Raw genomic sequence first — 16,662 nt, 5'->3', positions numbered from 1 at the left:
CGTTGCTGTCTTGCGCGCAAAAGGGTTGGGTTGATGGATTTGCTGAAGAAATTTCTGACGGACAGAAGCGGTGCGACGGCGATCGAATATGGATTGATCGCAGCGCTGATGGCGGTTGCCCTTATTGGAGGCCTGGGTGTTTTCACCGATGGCCTGCGCGGCGTGTTCAATACCGTCGAGAATAACTTGACGATCAACTGAGCTATCCGTCAGGCCTCACTGCTTCAGTTTCTGCTCTTCCACCTTCAATGCGTCAGCCAGCCTTGCCTTGGCCGATCCCGGTTTCAGGGGCTGCTGCTGGCTTTCATGCGGTGCCCATCCAGACACATAGATTACTGAAAATGTTGCGCGGATACGGCCGTCCGAGTCTGAATAGCGCTCGGTATAGATTTCCGCTGCGCGAAGGAAGAAGGCACGCGTCAACGGCTTGCGGCTGCGAGCAGACAGCGGATTCGTCATGCCCATCGCTTTCAGGTCACGCATCAGCGGAAACAGTGAATCATAGCGGACAGTGTAATTCTCCGCATCGATGACGGGCAGCGCAAAGCCTGCTCGCTGCAGCAAACCGCCGACATCGCGCACATCGGCGAAGGGGATGACGCGCGGGCTTGCCCCACCGGTCATCTCGATTTCGGTTGCGAGCAGCACCTCGCGCAGTTCCTGCAGCGTGCCGGCGCCAGGAATGGCGGCCAGGAACAAGCCGTCCGGTTTCAACGCGCGGCGAATCTGGATGAAGACACCGGGTGTATCGTTGGTCAGGTGCAGGTTGAGTGGTGCAATCACCAGATTGGCTGATTGGGGCGCGAGCGGCACGTCTTCGAGCGGTGCTTCGAGAAAAGATTCACCGGGCGCGACATAGCGAATGTCGCTTTCCACGCGGGTGAGGCTGCCGACCTTGCCGGTCGCGATCGCCGCATGGGCGGCCGCACCCGTCGTGCCGTGCAGTTCTACTGCATGTTCGAAGCTGCGCTCCACGACGGCGAGGCGGTCTGCCAGTTCCTCGGCGGCGATATCGAGCAGGAAGCCTGCTTTCGGGTCGTTGTTTGCGAGCGCGCGCCGACGGTTTGCGGCGATCTGCGCCTTGTCGAAGATGATATCCATGGCGATGTCCATATTCCCCCGTCCGGCAGGCGGCAAGGCGATTTTCCTTTGGCGCGACGCGCCAGTGCGTCTCGCGGCCCTTGAGCTCAGCCTGCCACGCTTTGGGTCTTCGTTTTATGCATGTCACTCTCGCAAAACCGCTACACACTTTTGTGCGACATGCTCTAGTCTGCCTCATATGGGGACGATCGAGATGAAAAGTGAGGCGGTGCGGATATGGGCGCAGTTTCTGCGGCCGTTTTCGACGCTTGCCGATCTTGTCTATCCGCCGGCCTGCGCGGCTTGTGGTGTTTCGACAGGCGGTCACCGCGGGCTCTGTGCCAAATGCTGGTCCGAGGTCCGCTTCATCGAGCGCCCTTATTGCGAGGTTCTCGGCCTTCCCTTTTCTCATGATCTCGGCGCCGGCATCCTGAGTGCCGAAGCGATCGCCAATCCACCTCCCTTCGATCGACTGCGTTCAGCAGCCACCCTCGATCACGCCGTTCGAACCTTGGTCCATGGTCTGAAATACCGCGATCGTACGGATCTCGCACCGATGATGGCCGCCTGGATGCTGCGCGCCTCGGACGGCATGGTCGAACGCTGCGACGCCGTCATTCCGGTTCCCCTTCATCGCAGCCGCATGGTCTCGCGCAAATTCAACCAGGCCGCAGAGCTTGCCCGACATTTGGCGGGGCTTGCCGGAAAGCCGCTATTGCCGGCAACCCTCCTGCGTGTGAAGCGGACCAGCCAGCAGGTCGGTCTTGGCTTGCGGGCGCGCGAAGACAATGTCCGTGGCGCTTTTGCAGTTGCCGCGGGCAGGGAAAGCGATGTCTTCGGAAAACGCATCGTGCTTGTCGACGACGTCTTTACGACAGGAGCGACAGTTGGTGCGGCAACGCGCGCGCTGCGCAAGGCGGGGGCCTCCGATATAACGGTTTTGACCTTTGCAAGGGCTATCGCAGAAACTATATGACAGAAAGAAAACAGCACTGTCTGGAGAGCTTCATGGTACCCGTTACCATCTATACGCGCCAATTCTGTGGCTATTGTGCACGCGCCAAATCTCTTCTTGAAGAGAAGGGCGTCGACTATGTCGAACATGACGCGACCTTCTCGCCCGAGCTTCGCCAGGAAATGCTTGGCAAGTCGAACGGCCGCACGACCTTTCCGCAGATTTTCGTCGGCAGCATGCATGTCGGCGGTTGCGATGATCTCTACGCGCTCGATCGGGCAGGCAAGCTCGATCCGCTGCTGGCAGCCTGAGGAAGAGCGATGAGTTTCACGGCTGCCGCCATTCAGATGTGTTCCGGTGTCGATCCGGAACGGAATGCCGTTTCGATGGCGCGCCTCGTCCGAGCAGCTGCCGGGCAGGGCGCGACCTATGTGCAGACGCCGGAAATGACCGGCATGCTGCAGCGTAACCGGGCTGCGGCAAAAGAAGTGCTGCGCGACGAGAGCAACGACATCATCGTCAAGACCGGCTCGGCGCTTGCGGCTGAGCTCGGCATCTATATGCATGTCGGCTCGACGGCGATTGCGCTCGATGACGGCAAGATGGCCAATCGCGGTTTCCTCTTCGGACCTGACGGCAAGATCCTTAACCGGTACGACAAGATCCATATGTTCGACGTCGATCTCGACAACGGCGAGAGCTGGCGCGAAAGCGCAGCCTACCGGCCGGGGTCCGAAGCGCGCGTTGTGTCTTTGCCTTTCGCCGAGATGGGTTTCACTATCTGCTACGACGTGCGTTTCCCGCAGCTTTTCCGTGCGCAGGCGGTTGCCGGTGCCGAAGTGATGACCGTTCCGGCCGCTTTTACGAAGCAGACCGGAGAGGCGCATTGGGAGATCCTGCTGCGGGCGCGTGCCATCGAAAACGGCGTCTTCGTCATCGCGGCAGCGCAGGCTGGCCTGCACGAGGACGGTCGGGAGACATTCGGTCATTCCATGATCATCGACCCCTGGGGCAAGGTGCTCGCGACGGCAGGCCCGACTGGCGAGGCCGTCATTTTGGCAGAGATCGATCCGGCGGCTGTGAAGGCCGCGCATGACAAGATTCCAAACCTTAAGAACGGACGGGAGTTTTCCATCGAGAGGATTGCGGGGGGAATTTCGGGAGGCGTCGCAGCTTGATCCGCTATTCCCTCATTTGTGAGAATGCCCATGAGTTCGAAGGCTGGTTTTCAGAAAGCGCCGATTTCGACCGGCAGGTCGCAAGCGGGTTTCTGACCTGTCCCGTCTGCAATTCCGCCTCCATCTCGAAATCGCTGATGGCTCCGTCGGTCTCGACTGCACGCAAGAAGGACGAGATACAGTCCGTTGCCATGGACGTGGCTCGCCGCGAAGCCTTTCTGAAGCTCAAGGAAGCGGTTGCAGCGGTCAAGGCGAATTCGGAGGATGTCGGGACGCGTTTTCCCGAAGAGGCCCGCAAGATCCATTACGGCGAGGCGGATGCTCGCGGCATTATCGGCCAGGCGACACCCGATGAAGCGCAGTCGCTGGTGGAAGAGGGTATCGAGATTGCTGCCCTGCCGATCCTGCCTGAAGACGTGAACTGATATGGAGACTGCGCGGCTGGCCTTCTATAATTTCGGCCTGCATGTCGCACCTTCTGACAGCAGGGCCGTCGAAGGCTTCGTTCTTCGTGAACCTCCGAATTTCGAAGCTGCCGCCCGGGCGTGCGGCTTCATTGGCCGCTCAGGCTATCCCGGATATCCCGGCCCCAGAAGCTGGGGGCCGCAGGTTTTTCCGCGTTACATCGAGGGAAGTGGCTTCACTTCCGCGCCATCTTCCCTGTCATTATGGTCTGATATCGAGTCTCTGATGGCTTTCACCTATAATGGTGTTCATGCGGACGCCCTGAAACATGCCCGCAACTGGAATGTGAAGCAGACTTGGCCGCCGCTCGTCCTCTGGTGGGTTTCATCCTATCATCGGCCGGACTGGCAGGAAGGTGTGGAGCGTCTCGAATATCTTGCCGACCACGGCGCAAGCCCGAAGGCCTTCAACTTCAAACAGCCCTATGGGCCTGACGGGGCGGAAATTGTGATCGATCGCGACCACGTCAAAGAGATTGCCGCGCGCAATGCCGAGACGCAGAAGGATCTGCTCGCTTTCGTCCAAAATTTGAAGGTCTAGACCGTCGCGATCAAGCCGGCCGCTTTGCCAGCAGCATGTAGTTCACATCCATGTCCTTCGACAGTTTCCACTGGTTTGCCAGCGGATTGAAGAAGACGCCTGTGCGGTCGATGATTTCGAGGCCGTTTGCGACGAGCGGTTTTTCCAGCTCTTCGGGGCGCACCAGCTTTTCATATTGATGCGTGCCGCGCGGCAGCCAGCGCAGGACATTTTCGGCGGCAAAAATGGCAAGCGCGGCCGCCTTCATGGTGCGGTTGATGGTGGCGACGAACATCAGGCCGCCCGGCCGGACCATGCCGGCGCAGGTATTCATGAAAAGCTCGACATCAGCCACATGCTCCACCACTTCCATGTTGAGCACGATATCGAAGGCCTCACCGGCCTCGGCGAGCTGCTCGGCGGTGACGGCGCGATAATCGACCGTAACACCCGATGCCTTGGCATGGGTTGAAGCGATGCCGATGTTTTTTTCGGAGGGGTCCGCGCCGACTACTTCGGCCCCCATGCGGGCAACCGGCTCCGACAGAAGGCCGCCACCACAGCCGATATCGAGCACGCGCAGGCCTTCAAGCGGTTTGGCGCTCTTCGGATTGCGAGAGAAATTCTCCGCTGCCCTGTCGCGGATATAGGCCAGGCGAACAGGATTGAACTTGTGCAGCGGCTTGAACTTGCCGGTCGGGCTCCACCACTCGGCTGCCATGGCGGAAAAGCGATCGACTTCGCTCTGGTCGATTGTTGTTTTGGCCGCTTCGTTCATCTGCCGCTCCTTCATGTCCTGTCAGTGAAGTCGGATGATCGGTACGATAAGTCAAGGGCGCTCAAGCCGCACCGGAAGCTTGGTATACACCTTAACAAAACGAGCGAGCTTCAAGACATTAAAAAACCCCGCGTCTTCGCGGGGTTCGTATCAAAGGTCATGCAGATTCAGCGGCACTGACGGCGCGGGCCGTATGTGGGCTGGTACGTATTGTCATACGCGCGGTATGAGCGATAGCGGCTGTAGCAGTAATCGGCATGCGAATTGCCCGTCTGCACGCGCGGCTGCGAGGCTATAATGCCACCGATGATTGCGCCGGCGGCCAAGCCCCCGATTATGGCGCCGGTGTTGTCATGGTGCCGATAATACCGGTCGCGGTAGTAGCGGTCGCCATAATAGCGGCGGTCCCTGTCCCATCCGCGATCATAGCGATAACGGTCCGAATAGCGGTAATTGCGGCCCCAACCTTGATTATAACGAGGGCATTTCGTGAAGTTGTTGCAGCCCACCTGAAGAAGCTCGGCCTGGTCGCCGGCGGCTTGGGGTTGCACTGCCGACTGGACAGGGTTTGCCGTATAGGCCGGCCCCGCCCAAGCGGGCATTCCGGAGAATGCGGTTGCTATCGACAGTGCAATTATCGCTAATCTTCTCATTCTGCTCACCAGCTTTCTTGACGTATCTATTGCTGTTTAAACGCATTTCCGACCACTAAGTTCAATCGCCTTCGTGTTCCGGTTCGACGGGTATGGTGAGAGGGATGTTTTTCAGGGGCGGCGCGGACCGTTTCCGGCGAACTCCTGCCGTCTCCACTTCACCCTTTCCCCGCCCTTGCCACCCCTTGCCAAACTCGCTAAGAGACGCGCCAACTTTCGTCCTTGGTTGGCGAGGCTAGAAGCGTTCCAGAAACCAGTATTTCCGGGCTCTTCGGCCATTTGGCAGCCGGGGGTTTCTGATGCCCGGGAGGGCAATGCGTCTCCCGGCGGTTTGTGAACGCGTGGCGTACCGGAGAAGCAAATCCCGTTTCCGGCACTCGCGCGCGGGTCGTGGTAGAGGCTTATGGCACGCATCGTTATGAAATTCGGCGGAACCTCCGTCGCTGATCTGGACCGCATCAAGAACGTTGCCCGCCATGTGAAACGTGAAGTCGACGCCGGCCATGAAGTGGCAGTCGTCGTTTCCGCCATGTCCGGCAAGACCAATGAGTTGGTTGGCTGGGTGCAAGGCACGCCGAAGGTGATCGGCGCCAACTCGCCTTTCTACGACGCACGCGAATATGACGCCGTGGTCGCCTCAGGCGAACAGGTCACGTCAGGCCTTCTGGCGATCGCTCTGCAGAGCATGGGCATCAATGCCCGTTCCTGGCAGGGCTGGCAGATTCCGATCCGCACAGACAACGCGCACGGCGCCGCGCGCATCATGGAGATCGACGGCACCGATATCATCAAGCGCATGGGCGAGGGTCAGGTCGCGGTCGTTGCCGGCTTCCAGGGGCTTGGCCCCGATAACCGCATTTCGACGCTCGGGCGCGGCGGATCGGACACGTCGGCAGTGGCGATCGCGGCCGCAGTGAAGGCCGACCGCTGCGACATCTATACCGACGTCGACGGCGTCTACACGACCGATCCGCGCATCGAGCCCAAGGCCCGGCGCCTGAAGAAGATCGCCTTCGAAGAAATGCTGGAAATGGCGTCTCTCGGTGCCAAGGTTCTCCAGGTGCGCTCGGTGGAGCTTGCCATGGTGCACAAGGTACGCACCTTTGTGCGTTCGTCTTTCGAGGATCCCGATGCTCCGGGCATGGGTGACCTCTTGAACCCGCCCGGAACGCTGATTTGTGACGAGGATGAAATCGTGGAACAGGAAGTAGTCACCGGCATCGCCTATGCCAAGGATGAGGCTCAGATCTCGCTTCGCCGTCTTGCCGACCGGCCAGGCGTTTCCGCCGCGATCTTCGGTCCGCTTGCCGAAAGCCACATCAACGTCGATATGATCGTTCAGAACATCTCTGAAGATGGTTCGAAGACGGACATGACCTTCACCGTTCCCTCGGGAGATGTCGAGAAGGCCATCAAGGTCCTCTCCGACAACAAGGCGAAGATCGGCTACGACGTTGCACAGAGCGAATCGGGGCTGGTGAAGGTCTCGGTCATCGGCATCGGCATGCGCAGCCATGCGGGTGTTGCGGCGACCGCCTTCCGGGCACTTGCCGAAAAAGGCATCAACATCAAGGCAATTACAACTTCGGAGATCAAGATTTCGATCCTGATCGACGGTCCTTACGCAGAACTCGCTGTCAGAACTTTGCATTCCTGCTACGGTCTGGATAAGAATTGATTCCCAGCGGGCGGCCTGCCCCTTCAGGTTGAAGATGCGGCCGGTTCTTCTGTCCGCACCAAGCGTTTGTTTCGGGGAGCTTGAGACGCAATGAGAGACCTTTCCGGCGGTCCGCGCGTATTGCTCAAGCGGCTGCGCGAATTGATGGCGGAGCCGCTGGAGCCGCAGGAGCGACTCGACCGGATCGTGCGCCAGATCGCCAGCAACATGGTGGCAGAGGTGTGCTCCGTCTACGTGCTGCGGGCCGACGGCGTTCTCGAGCTCTATGCGACCGAGGGTCTCAAAAAAGAAGCCGTCCACCTTTCGCAACTGAAGATGGGGCAGGGTCTCGTCGGCACGATCGCCGCATCGGCCCAGCCGCTCAATCTTTCCGACGCACAGTCGCATCCGGCCTTCCGCTACCTGCCGGAAACGGGTGAAGAGATCTACCATTCCTTCCTCGGTGTGCCGATCCTGCGGACCGGCCGCTCGCTCGGCGTTCTCGTCGTGCAGAACAAGGCGAGCCGCAATTATCGCGACGAGGAACTGGAGGCCCTCGAAACAACGGCGATGGTTCTCGCCGAGATGATCGCGACCGGCGAACTCAAGAAGATCACCAAGCCGGGTCTCGAACTCGATCTCACCCGTTCGGTCACAGTCGACGGCGATACCTATAATGACGGCATCGGTCTCGGTTACGTCGTGCTGCACGAGCCGCGCATCGTTGTTACCAATCTCCTCAATGAAGATGCGGAGAAGGAAATCCGGCGGCTGGCGGAAGCCATGGGCTCGCTCAGGATCTCGATCGACGACATGCTGTCGCGCCGCGATGTCTCCATGGAAGGTGAGCACCGCGAGGTGCTCGAAACCTATCGCATGTTCGCCCATGACCAGGGCTGGGTGCGCAAGCTGGAAGAAGCGATCCGCAACGGCCTGACGGCGGAAGCGGCGGTCGAGAAGGTCCAGAGCGACACCAAGGCGCGCATGATGCGCCTGACCGATCCGTATCTTCGCGAGCGGATGCACGATTTCGAAGATCTGGCGAACCGGCTGCTGCGCGTATTGACCGGTTATACAGGTCGCACGACGGCGGAAGGCTTTCCGACCGACGCGATCATCCTGGCGCGTGCCATGGGGGCGGCGGAGCTTCTCGACTACCCGCGGGCCAATGTGCGCGGTCTGGTGCTGGAAGAAGGCGCGGTGACCAGCCATGTGGTGATCGTTGCACGCGCCATGGGCATTCCGGTCATCGGCCAGGCGGCGGGTGTCGTCGCTCTCGCCGAAAATGGTGATGCCGTCATTATCGATGGTGACGAAGGGCATGTGCATATCCGACCGATGCCGGAGCATCAGCGCTCTTATGAAGAAAAGGTTCGCTTCCGCGCCCGCCGGCAGGAACAGTTCCGAGCATTGCGTTCCGTCGAGCCGGTCACCCGGGATGGTCAGCGCATTCAGCTTCTGATGAATGCCGGCCTGCTGGTCGACCTGCCGCAGTTGGCGGAATCGGGTGCGGAAGGCATCGGTCTCTTCCGGACAGAACTGCAATTCATGATCGCGTCAACCATGCCGAAAGCGGAAGAGCAGGAGATGTTCTACCGCAATGTGCTGAAGCAGGCGGCGGGCCGTGTCGTGACTTTCCGTACGCTCGATATCGGTGGCGATAAGGTCGTTCCTTACTTCCGCGGCCACGAGGAAGAGAATCCAGCGCTCGGCTGGCGGGCAATCCGCCTGTCGCTTGACCGTCCGGGGCTGTTGCGCACCCAGCTGCGCGCCATGCTGAAGGCTGCGGCAGGCGCCGAGCTGAAGCTGATGGTGCCGATGGTGACCGAGGTTTCTGAGCTTAGGCAGGTGCGCGAACTTCTGCAGAAGGAAGTGCAGCATCTTTCGCGTTTCGGCCATGGCCTGCCGCGCAAGCTGCAGTTCGGCGCGATGCTGGAAGTGCCGGCGCTGCTCTGGCAGCTCGACGAGCTGATGGATGCGGTCGATTTCGTCTCGGTCGGTTCCAACGATCTCTTCCAGTTCGCCATGGCGGTCGATCGCGGCAACGCGCGGGTGTCGGAGCGCTTCGATCCACTGGAACGGCCGTTCCTGCGGATTCTGCGCGATATCGTGCGCGGTGCCGATCGCAACAAGACACCGGTGACCCTCTGCGGTGAGCTGGCAGGAAAGCCGCTTTCGGCTATGGCGTTGCTGGGCGTCGGTTTCCGCTCCATCTCCATGTCGCCGGCTTCGATCGGGCCGGTCAAGGCGATGCTGCTGGGCCTCGATGCCGAGGCTCTTACTAAGGCCGTTAATGAGGCGCTCGACGACCGAAATGCGACCGTGCCGATGCGCGAAGTGCTTGCCCGCTTCGCCGAGAGCCACAATATTCCCCTTTAGACATATATAAGAAGAATTGGAGCAAGGGGTGGCGAAGCTTCCCATTGAAAAGATGCGCGAGCTTGAGCGCCGGTTCGGCGAGATCGAAGCGCGCATGTCGGCCGGCCCTTCGGCCGATGTTTATGTAAAGCTCGCGTCCGAATATTCAGAGCTGCAGCCGGTCGTCACAAAGATCCGTGCCTATCAGAAAGCAGCCAGCGAACTTGCCGATCTGGAGCTGCTGCTCGAGGACAAGTCCGTCGATCGCGACATGCGCGAGCTCGCCGAACTCGAGCTGCCTGACGTGAAAGAGCGGATCGAGACGCTGGAGAACGAAATCCAGATCCTGCTGCTGCCGAAGGATGCGGCCGATGAAAAGAGCGCGATCCTGGAAATCCGCGCCGGCACCGGCGGCAACGAGGCTGCGCTTTTTGCCGGTGACCTTTTCCGCATGTACGAGCGCTACGCGTCGACACATGGCTGGAAGGTGGAAGTGCTGTCGTCAAGCGAGGGCGAAGCCGGCGGCTTTAAGGAAATCATCGCTACAATCACCGGCAAAGGTGTCTTTGCCAAGCTGAAGTTCGAATCCGGCGTGCACCGTGTGCAGCGTGTGCCGGAGACGGAAGCCGGTGGGCGCATCCACACATCGGCGGCGACGGTTGCGGTCCTGCCCGAGGCCGAGGAGATCGATATCGAAATCCGGCCGGAGGATATCCGCATCGATACGATGCGCTCGTCGGGTGCGGGCGGCCAGCACGTCAACACGACGGACTCGGCGGTGCGTATCACGCACTTGCCGACAGGTATCGTTGTGACCAGCTCGGAAAAATCGCAGCACCAGAACCGCGCCAAGGCCATGCAGGTGCTTCGGTCGCGTCTTTACGATGCCGAGCGGCAGAGGGCCGATAGCGAACGGTCTGCCGACCGCAAAAGCCAGGTCGGGTCCGGGGACCGTTCCGAGCGCATCCGCACCTACAATTTCCCGCAGGGCCGTGTGACTGACCATCGAATCAACCTGACGCTTTATAAACTCGACCGGATGATGATCGGCGAGATCGACGAAGTGGTGGATGCGCTGCTTGCTGATTATCAGGCGAGCCAGCTCGCGCAGCTTGGCGAACAGCAATGACCGCATCCGGGCCGACGGTTTCCGAAATGCTTGCGGAGGCCCGGCGCCGTTTCACGGAAGCCGGCATCGCTGATCCGCAGACCGATGCGCGGCTGCTGATTTCGGGATTGTTGAAGCTCTCGCCGACCGAGATGCTGACCGCAGGCCGTGACGTGGTTTCGGAAGAGCAGGCGGGAACCATCGGTCGGGCGATCGAAAGGCGGTTGAAACACGAGCCGGTGCATCGCATTCTCGGAGAGCGGGAGTTCTACGGCCTGCCGCTTTCGCTGTCCGCCGGCACGCTGGAACCGCGACCGGATACGGAAATCCTCGTCGATACGATCATTCCTTATCTGCGCGACCTTGCAAAGACGGAGGGCAATCTCCACATCCTTGATCTAGGAACCGGGACCGGAGCGATTTGTCTTGCGCTCCTGAGTGAATGCCCGGAAGCATCAGGCATCGGCAGCGACATTTCGACCGATGCACTTGAGACGGCAAGATCAAACGCAGAAAGAAACGGTTTGCAGGATCGATTCACGACCATTCGGTCGAACTGGTTCGAGAACATCCACGGGACGTTTCATGCGCTTGTCTCAAATCCGCCCTATATTGCTTCCAATGTTATTCACGATCTCGCTCCCGAAGTGACGAAATTTGATCCAGCTGCAGCTCTGGACGGCGGCTCGGATGGGCTTGACGCCTACAAAGCCATAGCAAAAGATGCCGGAAGGTTCGTACGGCCAAATGGGATCGTCGGACTTGAAATAGGCTATGATCAGCGAAACGATGTGACGGCGATCTTTGAAGCGGAAGGCTTCAAGTGCCTCAAATCCGTGAAAGACTATGGTCAGAATGACAGAGTGCTCGTGTTCTCGCCGGCATGACTGGCGACAAATTGCAGCATCGAACTGGACATTGTTGCTATTGCGAAGAAAAAGGCTTGGATTTCCCGAGGAAGCAATATAGGTTGCCCTCACGCGTTGGGCGCATAGGAATGAACGAGATTCGTTCGGTACTTGCTCAGCTTCGGGGGTCTGCTCTTTTAAACGAGAGTTTCAAAGGTTGAACACGACCCAATGCGTGAATCAGTCAAACTGACTTGAAGACAAGCGGCAGGTCGGCGCGAAGGCGCACTATGCTTGCGGCACGAAGGCCCTGATCCGGATAGACCGGTCTTGGCGGTTGGTGCCATGTATCCAATCACAAACAGAGAATTCAGGTGAACGATCGATGAGGCCAGGACAGCAGAACAAGCGCGGTCGAGGGCGTGGCAATAACAATAATAACAATGGCGGCGGCGGAAATAACAATAACAACAATTTCAACCGCAAGGGCGGCAATCCGCTGACCAGGACTTATGACAGTTCCGGTCCCGATGTGAAGATCCGCGGCACTGCCCAGCACATCGCTGAGAAATATGCGCAGCTCGCCCGTGACGCCCAGAGCTCCGGCGACCGCGTCATTGCCGAAAATTACCTGCAGCACGCCGAACATTACAACCGCATCATTGCCGCCGCGCAGGCGCAGATGCAGGAGCGCTTCCAGCGCGACGACCGCAACGACTATAATGATCGTGACAATGCGGACCGCGATGGTGACGATCTTGATACGGGTGACAATGACGATGTCGTCATCGTTCAGCCGCCGCACCAGCAGCAGCGAGAAGAGCGACAGCCGCAACGCGAAGAGCGTCAGCAACAGCGTGAAGAGCGTCAGCCGCGTGAACAGCGCCAGCCACGTGAACAGCAGCCGGCCGCACCGGTGCAGCAGGCGGAGGCCATCGACGGAACCGGACCGCAGCCGGAGATCGAGGGTATTCCGGCGGAAGTTGCCATGGAAGAAGAGGGTGGCGCAGCGCAGCCTGTTGAACGCCAGCCCCGTCGCCGTGCCGCAGGCGCCCGCCCCCGCCGTCCGCGCCGCGCCGCTGAAGGCGAAGCAGCAGGCGAAGAGGGCGCTTCCAGCGAGGCACCTGCTCTGGCCGAGGCAGCTTCGGAGTAAGCTCGTTTCAAATATCCATGGACCCGAGAAGCCGCCCCCCTAGGCGGCTTCTTCTTTAGGGGCACGGGCCGCGTGTCACGCCGGATCATTCTCGCGCCTGTCTTTGCCCATCGCGGTTGGAATCCGACTTTTAGATCAAGCGAATCTGACCAGGCGGCAAAATTGGAGAGGTTTGCGAAGCGGCCTATGACGCGTGGTTTTTCCCGTGTCCCGCCCCTTTAAACTCTCCGGATTCCCCACCATATCCACCTCAGTTTAGTTTGCCGCAAATCTCAATGGCGACAAACAAGGGCTTGCCTTTTGAGGGAGCTCAATCTCAATCATCGGTCTGTGCCTTATGAAGGGCAGGGCGATTCATGGAGGTAACATATGAATATCGAGAAATACTCCGAGCGGGTGCGCGGTTTCGTTCAGTCCGCCCAGACCTATGCGCTTGCGCAGGGGCACCAGCAATTCACTGCGGAACATGTGCTCAAAGTCCTGCTCGATGACGATCAGGGCATGGCCGCTTCGCTGATCGAGCGCGCCGGCGGTGATGTAAAAGCCGCGCGGCTCGCCAATGATGCCGCGCTTGCCAAGCTGCCGAAGATTTCCGGCGGCAATGGTAACATCTATCTTGCCCAGCCGCTTGCCAAGGTCTTCTCCACTGCCGAAGAAGCTGCAAAAAAGGCCGGCGATAGCTTCGTGACGGTCGAACGTCTGCTGCAGGCACTGGCGATCGAAACCTCTGCCTCGACCTATCAGTCGCTGAAGAACGCCGGTGTGACCGCGCAGGCGCTCAATCAGGTCATCAATGAAATCCGCAAGGGCCGCACCGCCGATACAGCGAGCGCCGAGCAGGGTTTCGACAGCCTGAAGAAATATGCACGCGACCTGACAAGTGATGCCCGCGAAGGCAAGCTCGACCCGGTTATCGGCCGCGACGATGAAATTCGCCGCACGATCCAGGTTCTCTCGCGCCGTACCAAGAACAATCCCGTTCTGATCGGCGAGCCGGGCGTCGGCAAGACCGCGATCGTCGAAGGGCTTGCGCTGCGTATCGTCAATGGCGACGTGCCTGAGAGCCTGAAGGACAAGAAGCTGATGGCGCTCGACATGGGCGCCCTGATTGCCGGCGCGAAGTTCCGCGGCGAGTTCGAGGAACGCCTTAAGGCGGTGCTGAACGAGGTCCAGTCTGAAAATGGCGAGATCATCCTCTTCATCGATGAAATGCACACGCTTGTTGGCGCCGGCAAGGCTGACGGCGCGATGGATGCCTCGAACCTGCTGAAGCCGGCTCTTGCCCGCGGCGAACTGCATTGCGTCGGTGCGACGACGCTCGACGAATATCGCAAGCATGTCGAGAAGGACCCGGCTCTCGCCCGCCGCTTCCAGCCGGTCATGGTCGAAGAGCCGACGGTCGAGGATACGATTTCGATCCTGCGCGGCCTGAAGGAAAAGTACGAGCAGCATCACAAGGTGCGCATCGCCGATGCGGCGCTGGTTGCTGCGGCGACCCTTTCCAACCGCTATATCACCGACCGTTTCCTGCCGGACAAGGCGATCGACCTGATGGATGAGGCGGCTGCGCGTCTGCGCATGCAGGTGGATTCCAAGCCGGAAGAGCTCGATGAGCTCGACCGCCGCATCATCCAGCTGAAGATCGAACGCGAGGCGCTGAAGAAGGAAACCGATGTGGCTTCCGCCGACCGGCTGAAGCGGCTGGAAGGTGAACTGACCTCGCTCGAGGAAGAAGCGGATGCGCTGACAGCCCGCTGGCAGGCGGAAAAGCAGAAGCTCGGTCTTGCCGCTGACCTGAAGAAGCAGCTCGACGATGCCCGCAACGAATTGGCGATCGCCCAGCGCAAGGGTGAATTCCAGCGCGCTGGCGAGCTTGCCTATGGTGTGATCCCGGGTCTCGAAAAGCAGCTTGCCGATGCCGAAAGCAAGGAAGACAACAGCCGCAACGCGATGGTCCAGGAGGTCGTGACCCCCGACAATATCGCCCACGTCGTCTCCCGGTGGACCGGCATTCCGGTCGACAAGATGCTGGAAGGCGAACGCGACAAGCTGCTCAGGATGGAAGACGATCTGGCGAAATCGGTGATCGGTCAAGGCGATGCGGTTCAGGCTGTATCCCGTGCCGTGCGCCGTGCCCGCGCAGGCCTTCAGGATCCGAACCGGCCGATCGGCTCGTTCATCTTCCTCGGCCCGACCGGTGTCGGCAAGACGGAACTCACCAAGGCGCTTGCCCGCTTCCTTTTCGACGACGAGACGGCAATGGTACGCATGGATATGTCCGAGTATATGGAGAAGCACTCCGTTGCCCGGCTGATCGGTGCGCCTCCCGGTTATGTCGGCTATGACGAAGGCGGTGCGCTGACGGAAGCCGTCCGCCGCCGGCCCTATCAGGTCGTGCTGTTCGACGAGATCGAGAAGGCGCATCCCGATGTCTTCAACATCCTGCTGCAGGTCCTGGATGATGGTCGCTTGACCGACGGTCAGGGCCGGACGGTCGACTTCCGCAACACGATGATCATCATGACCTCGAATCTCGGTGCCGAATACCTGACGCAGTTGCGTGAGGGTGAGGACAGCGAGACTGTTCGCGAGCAGGTGATGGACGTAGTTCGCGGTCACTTCCGGCCGGAATTCCTGAACCGTATCGACGAGATCATCCTCTTCCATCGCCTGAAGCGTGAGGAAATGGGCGCGATCGTCGATATTCAGCTGAAGCGGCTGATTTCGCTGTTGTCCGAGCGCAAGATCGTGCTCGACCTCGATGGGGACGCCCGCAACTGGCTGGCGAACAAGGGATACGATCCTGTCTACGGCGCGCGTCCGCTGAAGCGGGTGATCCAGAAATTCGTCCAGGATCCGCTTGCCGAGCAGATCCTCTCGGGCCAGGTGCCGGACGGATCGACGGTGAAGATCACCAGTGGATCGGATCGCTTGTTGTTCCGGTCGAAACAGTCGGTGGGCGAAGCGGCGTAAGGCCGCGTTGGCGAGAATTGAAAATGGCGGCCTTCGGGCCGCCGTTTTTGTTTCTGCAGACGGAGGATTACTTGCTGGCGACCTGGTCCGAGGCGGGCTGGTTGTTCAGCAGCGTGTCGATGCGTTTGCGCTCGTCCTCGAACTTGGCGAGTGCATCGCCCTGGAGCGACTTGCCGCCCGGCAGGCGGATGCGCAGTGGGTCGACCTTGGTGCCATTGACGATCAGTTCGTAATGCAGATGCGGGCCAGTGGACTCACCCGTCGTGCCCACCCAGCCGATGACCTGACCCTGTCGCACCTTTGCTCCCGGCACGATGCCCTTGGCGATGGCGCTCTGGTGGTTATAGGAGGATTCATAGCCATTGGCATGGCGGACGATCGTCTGGTTGCCATAGCCGCCGGAATCCCAGCCGGCCTTTTCGACCGTACCATTACCGGCTGCGATGATTGCCGTTCCGCGCGGCGCTGCCCAGTCTACACCCGTATGCATGCGCGCGAAGCCGAGGATCGGATGGCGGCGCATGCCGAAGCCGGATTTGAAAATGCCGTTCGGGACAGGGTTGCGCAGCAGGAACTGCCGGATGCTCTTACCCTCCTGATCGAAGTAGTCGATCGTGCCGTCTTCCGGGTCCTGAAAGCGGTAGAAGCGCGTCAACGTATCGCCAAAACGGGCGTTGACATAGAGAAGGTCGGAATCCTCGGTCGCCTGGCCGTTGCTGTCAGCCACCGAGAAGAAGGCTTCGAGGTAGTCCGTCGGCTTCAACTGCGCCTGGAAATCTACGTTGGCGGCAAGCAGCTTGATGATCAGCGCTGTCATATCCTTGGTCATGCCGTAGGAAAGGGCTGCGCGGTAAATGCCGTCGTAGACGCGCGGCAGATTCTGGCCGGCGGGCGGAGCGAAGGAATTGTCTTCGAAAGCGGTGGCGATCGCATCCAG

General features: G+C 60.0%; 16 protein-coding genes (1 of these 16 running past the window's edge). 12 read left to right on the top strand and 4 right to left on the bottom strand.

Annotated elements, in window-relative coordinates:
- Positions 1-33 precede the first annotated feature (33 nt).
- Entirely contained in the window at positions 34-201 is a 168-nt protein-coding gene (locus LVY75_30570; protein ID XAZ23101.1) for a Flp family type IVb pilin, read from the top strand.
- A gap of 15 nt (positions 202-216) precedes the next feature.
- On the opposite strand, the gene LVY75_30565 is transcribed toward LVY75_30570, so the two are convergent.
- A complete protein-coding gene (locus tag LVY75_30565; protein ID XAZ23100.1) occupies positions 217-1,101 on the bottom strand; it encodes a class I SAM-dependent methyltransferase in 885 nt (294 codons plus the stop codon).
- A 178-nt stretch (positions 1,102-1,279) separates the two neighbouring features.
- Between LVY75_30565 and LVY75_30560 the strand changes: the two genes are divergently transcribed.
- Genes LVY75_30560 through LVY75_30540 form a run of 5 tightly spaced genes read left to right on the top strand, consistent with a single transcriptional unit; the run spans position 1,280 to position 4,218 of the window.
- Positions 1,280-2,056, top strand: a complete 777-nt coding sequence (locus tag LVY75_30560; GenBank protein XAZ23099.1) for a ComF family protein — start codon at positions 1,280-1,282, stop codon at positions 2,054-2,056.
- Positions 2,057-2,088: 32 nt separating this feature from the next.
- Positions 2,089-2,346, top strand: coding sequence for a glutaredoxin 3 (gene grxC / locus LVY75_30555; GenBank protein ID XAZ23098.1), 258 nt, complete (start codon positions 2,089-2,091; stop codon positions 2,344-2,346).
- 9 nt (positions 2,347-2,355) lie between these two features.
- Positions 2,356-3,213: a carbon-nitrogen hydrolase family protein gene (locus tag LVY75_30550; protein XAZ23097.1), complete on the top strand. Its 858-nt coding sequence runs from the start codon at positions 2,356-2,358 to the stop codon at positions 3,211-3,213.
- Positions 3,210-3,638 (top strand): DUF1178 family protein, encoded by a 429-nt coding sequence (locus tag LVY75_30545; protein XAZ23096.1) that lies wholly within the window; start codon positions 3,210-3,212, stop codon positions 3,636-3,638. The genes LVY75_30550 and LVY75_30545 overlap by 4 nt, the downstream gene beginning before the upstream one ends.
- 1 nt (position 3,639) lies before the next feature.
- Positions 3,640-4,218, top strand: a complete 579-nt coding sequence (locus tag LVY75_30540) for a DUF3291 domain-containing protein (protein XAZ23095.1) — start codon at positions 3,640-3,642, stop codon at positions 4,216-4,218.
- 10 nt (positions 4,219-4,228) lie between these two features.
- Here the strand turns inward: LVY75_30540 and ubiG are convergent, their stop codons facing one another.
- Positions 4,229-4,975, bottom strand: coding sequence for a bifunctional 2-polyprenyl-6-hydroxyphenol methylase/3-demethylubiquinol 3-O-methyltransferase UbiG (ubiG, locus tag LVY75_30535; protein ID XAZ23094.1), 747 nt, complete (start codon positions 4,973-4,975; stop codon positions 4,229-4,231).
- 167 nt (positions 4,976-5,142) lie between these two features.
- The gene (locus LVY75_30530; GenBank protein ID XAZ23093.1) at positions 5,143-5,628 is read right to left on the bottom strand and encodes a BA14K family protein; all 486 of its coding nucleotides are present in this window, start codon (positions 5,626-5,628) and stop codon (positions 5,143-5,145) included.
- A gap of 403 nt (positions 5,629-6,031) precedes the next feature.
- Here LVY75_30530 and LVY75_30525 point away from each other — a divergent pair, with 403 nt between their 5' ends.
- The 6 genes from LVY75_30525 (at position 6,032) to clpB (ending at position 15,725) form a co-directional block, all read left to right on the top strand.
- Positions 6,032-7,306: an aspartate kinase gene (locus LVY75_30525; protein XAZ23092.1), complete on the top strand. Its 1,275-nt coding sequence runs from the start codon at positions 6,032-6,034 to the stop codon at positions 7,304-7,306.
- A gap of 90 nt (positions 7,307-7,396) precedes the next feature.
- Complete coding sequence (gene ptsP / locus LVY75_30520) at positions 7,397-9,664, top strand: phosphoenolpyruvate--protein phosphotransferase (protein ID XAZ23091.1); 2,268 nt, start codon at positions 7,397-7,399, stop codon at positions 9,662-9,664.
- A gap of 28 nt (positions 9,665-9,692) precedes the next feature.
- A complete protein-coding gene (gene prfA, locus LVY75_30515) occupies positions 9,693-10,772 on the top strand; it encodes a peptide chain release factor 1 (protein XAZ23090.1) in 1,080 nt (359 codons plus the stop codon).
- Positions 10,769-11,638: a peptide chain release factor N(5)-glutamine methyltransferase gene (prmC, locus tag LVY75_30510; GenBank protein ID XAZ23089.1), complete on the top strand. Its 870-nt coding sequence runs from the start codon at positions 10,769-10,771 to the stop codon at positions 11,636-11,638. Before prfA ends, prmC begins: the two co-directional genes overlap by 4 nt.
- A gap of 346 nt (positions 11,639-11,984) precedes the next feature.
- On the top strand, positions 11,985-12,752 hold the full coding sequence (locus tag LVY75_30505; protein XAZ23088.1) for a DUF4167 domain-containing protein: 768 nt from the start codon (positions 11,985-11,987) through the stop codon (positions 12,750-12,752).
- A gap of 369 nt (positions 12,753-13,121) precedes the next feature.
- Positions 13,122-15,725, top strand: a complete 2,604-nt coding sequence (gene clpB, locus LVY75_30500; protein XAZ23087.1) for an ATP-dependent chaperone ClpB — start codon at positions 13,122-13,124, stop codon at positions 15,723-15,725.
- A gap of 67 nt (positions 15,726-15,792) precedes the next feature.
- On the opposite strand, the gene LVY75_30495 is transcribed toward clpB, so the two are convergent.
- Positions 15,793-16,662 carry the final stretch of a M23 family metallopeptidase gene (locus tag LVY75_30495; GenBank protein XAZ23086.1) on the bottom strand. Its footprint extends 1,074 nt past the window's final position, so 870 of the gene's 1,944 nt are visible here — the last part of the coding sequence; its start codon lies beyond the right edge, outside the window; the stop codon is at positions 15,793-15,795.

The organism is Sinorhizobium sp. B11, assembly GCA_039725955.1.
GTDB lineage: Bacteria > Pseudomonadota > Alphaproteobacteria > Rhizobiales > Rhizobiaceae > Rhizobium.
Note: the sequence above shows the minus strand (reverse complement) of the source record. Positions and strands in the feature narration are given on the sequence as shown.

Excerpts from the sequence above, each read along its gene's own strand:
- LVY75_30570 (XAZ23101.1), top strand. The coding sequence starts at position 34 with ATGGATTTGCTGAAGAAATTTCTGACGGACAGAAGCGGTGCGACGGCG.
- LVY75_30565 (XAZ23100.1), bottom strand. The coding sequence starts at position 1,101 with ATGGATATCATCTTCGACAAGGCGCAGATCGCCGCAAACCGTCGGCGC.
- LVY75_30560 (XAZ23099.1), top strand. The coding sequence starts at position 1,280 with ATGGGGACGATCGAGATGAAAAGTGAGGCGGTGCGGATATGGGCGCAG.
- grxC (XAZ23098.1), top strand. The coding sequence starts at position 2,089 with ATGGTACCCGTTACCATCTATACGCGCCAATTCTGTGGCTATTGTGCA.
- LVY75_30550 (XAZ23097.1), top strand. The coding sequence starts at position 2,356 with ATGAGTTTCACGGCTGCCGCCATTCAGATGTGTTCCGGTGTCGATCCG.
- LVY75_30540 (XAZ23095.1), top strand. The coding sequence starts at position 3,640 with ATGGAGACTGCGCGGCTGGCCTTCTATAATTTCGGCCTGCATGTCGCA.
- ubiG (XAZ23094.1), bottom strand. The coding sequence starts at position 4,975 with ATGAACGAAGCGGCCAAAACAACAATCGACCAGAGCGAAGTCGATCGC.
- LVY75_30530 (XAZ23093.1), bottom strand. The coding sequence starts at position 5,628 with ATGAGAAGATTAGCGATAATTGCACTGTCGATAGCAACCGCATTCTCC.
- LVY75_30525 (XAZ23092.1), top strand. The coding sequence starts at position 6,032 with ATGGCACGCATCGTTATGAAATTCGGCGGAACCTCCGTCGCTGATCTG.
- ptsP (XAZ23091.1), top strand. The coding sequence starts at position 7,397 with ATGAGAGACCTTTCCGGCGGTCCGCGCGTATTGCTCAAGCGGCTGCGC.
- prmC (XAZ23089.1), top strand. The coding sequence starts at position 10,769 with ATGACCGCATCCGGGCCGACGGTTTCCGAAATGCTTGCGGAGGCCCGG.
- LVY75_30505 (XAZ23088.1), top strand. The coding sequence starts at position 11,985 with ATGAGGCCAGGACAGCAGAACAAGCGCGGTCGAGGGCGTGGCAATAAC.
- clpB (XAZ23087.1), top strand. The coding sequence starts at position 13,122 with ATGAATATCGAGAAATACTCCGAGCGGGTGCGCGGTTTCGTTCAGTCC.